Source organism: Thiohalocapsa sp. (genome assembly GCF_022340605.1).
In the GTDB taxonomy this organism is placed as follows: domain Bacteria; phylum Pseudomonadota; class Gammaproteobacteria; order Chromatiales; family Chromatiaceae; genus Thiohalocapsa.
This window is the reverse complement of sequence record NZ_JAJDNQ010000068.1, coordinates 1-4477: the sequence shown is the minus strand read 5'-3', so window position 1 is coordinate 4477 and position 4477 is coordinate 1. Positions and strand designations below refer to the sequence as shown.

Sequence of the window (4477 nt, the reverse complement as noted above, 5' to 3'; positions counted from 1 at the left end):
GTGTGAGACCTTGTCTCCGCCGTCTCCGCCGCGCCGTGCGCCGCCGGTCGCGGCACCGTGAGTGCCGCTCCCACAAGATCGCAGCCGACGATGGTGATCACCATATGAGCGCCTGAAAGCTGTGTATAGGCTATCAGCAAGCACAGCTCGTGTAGGAGCCGTGAAATGAGCTTGCACGACAGAATGCTGTGCCAAGACGTGAACACAACATACCTTGTGGCCATGCGTCCGGGCGGATGCGGCAAAATCGGTCTCGGGTGCCCCTGCGTATTCAGTGCTGTCCATTTTGGGCAGGATGAACCGCCATGGTCGGCGAGCACTCGGAACGGGACCTGGACAGCGACGGAAGCCGGCTTCCGCTCGAGCGTTCGAGGCGGGGCGACTTCCGAGCTGATGTTCGGCCGGGATGGTCGATCGACCTGCCAATGCCATGGTGCAAATGCCTCGAAGGAGCCCGGTGATGCCAGACTTCATCGCCCGTATTCTCGTAGTCGACGACCAGCCCGCGTCGGTCGGCCTATTGATGGCCTACCTCAAGGATCGGGAGATCGATCTACTGGTCGCCCAGAACGGCGACGATGCGCTGCGGATCGCGGTCCACGCGAGGCCGGACCTGATCCTGCTGGATGTAATGATGCCCGGCAGCGACGGATTCACCATCTGCGGTCGGCTCAAGACCGATCGGCGCACGGCCGGGATTCCGGTGATCTTCCTCTCCGCCGCGATGGAGACGGAAGACAAGCTGCGAGGGTTCGCGGCCGGTGCCGCTGACTACATCACCAAGCCGTTCTCGGAGCAGGAGGTGCTGGCGCGGGTCTTCGTCCAACTCGGCGACCGGCAGCGGCTCATGGCGCTGACGAGCCAGAGTGTCGATGACGCACTTGGGGACTCGCAGTCGGCGTCAGCTGCCCTGCGGGACCGGCGCATGTTCAACCAGGCGGTCGCCATTCTGACTCGCCAGCTCACCGACCCGCCGAGCGGCGTCGAGCTGGCCCACAGGGTGGGCACCAATCAGCAGCGACTCATCCGCATCTTTCGCGAACAGGTGGGTATGAGCGCCTACGAGTACCTGCAGCAGCTACGTCTCGAGCGCGGCCGCGGTTTGCTGCACGACACCGACTTGCAGGTCCAGCTGATCGCGGACCGGGTCGGGTATCGCAACGCCGGTGACTTCACGCGTGCATTCCGCCGCTACTTCGGCGTCACGCCACGGCAATATCGGCAAGGCTATTTGAACCACGAATCCGGGGAGTCGGCAGCGACATAACTCCCCGCATGGCCGATGGGAGCCGCCGGTGCTGTCAGCTTCGCTTGACCGAGGCTTGGCCGCTACCTAGGATCGCAGGCGTCCATGAGCCGCGACCGCGCCCCATCCGTCTATGAGCAGTACGCCGACAGGTGGCGGTCGGAACGCCCACAAATTCACAGCGGCCGGTGCCGGGCACCGGTGCGACGCAGTGCCGTGGGTGGCGGCGGGGATGGGCAGGTCGAAGCAAGGCTCATGGAACCGACGTCGGCAGCCCTTCACGTACACGCTCTTTGCACTCATCCTGCTGACCCTGGTCGGCTGCCAGTCCACGTCTCCCCTGCTGCAGGGCCGCGCTGCGGGCAACGTCCCGGCCAACGCCGAGCTCGCCCAGTCCGTGGCGGAGTCCATCGAAACCCTGGCTCAAAGCCGCGGTCAGCCCGAGGCGTTGGCGCGCAGCGAGGCCCGCCATCGGCGTTTGCTGGCGGGCCACCTCCCCCAGTTGCTGGACGACGCGACGCCGCCACGGCCGACGGCAGACGTTGAGGGGGCAGATGCGCTCCTCGACCCCGAGAAGCTGAGTCGCGTCACGCCCGTGGTCCGCCCCCGCGCCAAGCCCGCGGGGCTCGAACGGGCCGGCATCGGTCTGCCCGTCGTCGCGAGGTTACCGGCGCCGCAGGATCCGAACGCGCCGCGGGCCGGCTATGACCTGCCCGCAACGCTGGTTGTCCAACCCGGTAACAGTCGGCGACCCCCGGGGGCAAATCTGTTTCCGGAACGCCCGGCCACACGGCAGCCGGAGACTGCGCCAGACATGGCGATAGGCATGCCCGGGGCCCGCTCTGTCTGCTGCGAGACCGCGCTGGTGGACCCCGATGCGGTAGCGCAGGTGCCGACCGCCGCCAGCACCCTACCGGTCGCCATGGATCTCTACGCGCCGCTCAAGGCGACCAAGGCCACGGGCATCAGACCCCTTGCGGCCATCGCCAATCTCGTGCGGCCTGGGCGCTTCACCGGCGAGCCCCGCATCGTTTTCCTGCGGCCCTTCGATGCGGACAAGACGCCGGTTGTGCTGGTGCACGGCCTCCTGTCCACGCCCGGGATTTGGGAGCCCTTGGTCACCCAACTGCTGGCCGATCCGCGCATTCGGGATTGCTGCCAGTTCTGGTTCTTCTACTATCCGACGGGCCAGCCCGTGCCACTGTCGGCGCTGCAACTGCGCAGTGCGCTGGACGACGCCGTCGCCAATACGGGCCTGACGCACAAGATGATTCTCATCGGCCACAGCATGGGCGGCATCTTGTCGCGAGCGCAGGTGTCGCGCATCAGCCCGACGCGCGCCAAGAAGATCCTCCCCGGTGTCTCCGAACTATCCGACTACAATCGCGTGCGGCGGGCATTGATCTTCGAGCCGCGCACCGACGTCTCCCGGGTCGTGTTCCTGTTCGTGCCCCACCGCGGCAGCCGACTCGCTGCCAACAGCCTGGGCGCACTGGCGATCCGTTTGATCCAGCTGCCGGACACGCTGCTGACCGAGGCCGAGTATGCGCTTGACCACCTTGCCGGCCAAGAAAGCCGCCGCCTCCCGACGAGCATCCACGGCCTCTCCCCTCACTCGCGATTCCTGCGCGCCCTGAGCGCCACCACCCCGACGGTCCCCGTACACTCCATCATCGGCAACCGCGGCCGGGGCGACGGCAGCGCCGGCTCGGATGGGGTCGTGCCAGTCAGGAGCGCGCGGGTCGCGGGCGCCAAGTCCGAATTGATCGTGCCCACCGGGCATGGCGGCTTCGATCACCCTGCCGCGGTGGCCGAGATCAAGCGCATCATCCTGATGGATGTCGCGCAGCAGCAGGCAAGCCGTGGCACGCCGGCAGAGCACGACGTCGCGCCAACGGGTAGAACGAAACCCCTTGAAAGGGCGAACCGAATGGAAAAGACCAGCCGCATCAGGCCGCCAGGAACCAGCCACATCAACCCACGAGAGGACTGACGCATGTCGCTCCAGGTCCAATTCTCTCCGCCCGCACGGGGGCTCATCATCGCCGGCGCCGTCGCGCTGGTCATCACCCTCATGCACATGGCGGCCCCGATCCTGTCGCCGCTGCTGTTGGCAACCTTCGTCGCCATCGTCGCGACGCCGGTGCTGCGCTGGCTGCGCCGCGCCGGTGTGCCGAAGTGGGGCGCGTTGGCGGTCATCATTTTCATCCTGCTGGATGTCGGCAGCCTGTTCGCATTGTTGACCACGGGTGCCTTCGAAGGCTTCCGCGACAGCTTTCCGACCTACCAGGAGCGGTTCATGCTGTTGAGCCAACAGGTGGGCGGCCTACTGGAGTCGGCGGGCATGAGCCATTCCCAGGAGGCGATTCCGGACCTCCTGGATCCGAAGAAGGTGATGGGCGTGGTGCGCATGGTGCTCTCGAACGCAAGCGGGATCTTCGCGACCGGACTGCTGGTGCTGCTCGCCGTCGTCTTTATCCTGTTGGAGGCACCGAGCCTGCGCACCAAGCTGCACGCCGCCTTCCACCTGTCGGCTGACGCGGAGGCGCGCATCAGCCAACTGCTGGCGCGCATCAACCGCTATATGCAGATCAAGACCCTGACCAGCGCCGCCACCGGCCTCTGCATCTGGCTCTTCTTGTGGGCGATCGGCATCGACTTCGCGCCGCTCTGGGGCGTGATCGCCTTCCTGCTCAACTTCGTCCCGGTGGTCGGGAACGTCGTCATGATGATCCCGGCCGTGCTGCTGGCGCTGGTGCAGGCGGACCTCGCCACCGCCCTGCTGGTCGCGGCAGGCTACCTCGTCGTCAATACCGTGATCGGCAACGTCATCGAGCCCCGAGTCATGGGCAAGGGACTCGGTATCTCGACCCTCGCGGTCTTCATCGCCCTGCTCTTCTGGGGTTGGCTGTTCGGCCTGGTGGGCATGTTCCTGGCCGTACCGCTCACCGCGGCACTGATCGCGGCGCTGGATGCGAGCCCCCAGACCCGGCCGCTCGCCATCATGCTCGGCCCAGAGCTCAAGAAGTCGACGCCGAATGCGTCGCCGTCAGACGCGTAGGCGCCCGCCCCCGGCGGCAGCACGGAGCCGCGGGCGTTTGCCGAAGAGCGGACCGCGGCGGTAGCCGGCTACCGGCGCTTCGTCGCCGAAGGCATCGGCATCGCCAGCCCATGGCAGGCGCTCAAGGGCCAGATCTACTTGGGCTCCGAGCCGTTCGTCGAGCGCATGCA

4 protein-coding genes are annotated in these 4477 nt (G+C 66.7%); 3 read left to right on the top strand and 1 reads right to left on the bottom strand.

Annotated features, from left to right (window positions below):
• Window positions 1-460: 460 nt before the first annotated feature.
• From LJE69_RS08905 to LJE69_RS08895, 3 genes are all read left to right on the top strand, one after another.
• On the top strand, window positions 461-1267 hold the full coding sequence (locus LJE69_RS08905) for a response regulator (protein WP_296924034.1): 807 nt from the start codon (window positions 461-463) through the stop codon (window positions 1265-1267).
• Between the two features lie 112 nt (window positions 1268-1379).
• On the top strand, window positions 1380-3239 hold the full coding sequence (locus tag LJE69_RS08900; RefSeq protein ID WP_296924032.1) for an alpha/beta fold hydrolase: 1860 nt from the start codon (window positions 1380-1382) through the stop codon (window positions 3237-3239).
• Between the two features lie 3 nt (window positions 3240-3242).
• Entirely contained in the window at window positions 3243-4307 is a 1065-nt protein-coding gene (locus tag LJE69_RS08895) for an AI-2E family transporter (protein ID WP_296924030.1), read from the top strand.
• Here LJE69_RS08895 and LJE69_RS08890 read toward each other — a convergent pair.
• On the bottom strand, window positions 4296-4477 hold a 182-nt coding region (locus LJE69_RS08890; RefSeq protein WP_296924028.1), incomplete at its 5' end, for a hypothetical protein. The two genes, LJE69_RS08895 and LJE69_RS08890, sit on opposite strands and share 12 nt — an antisense overlap.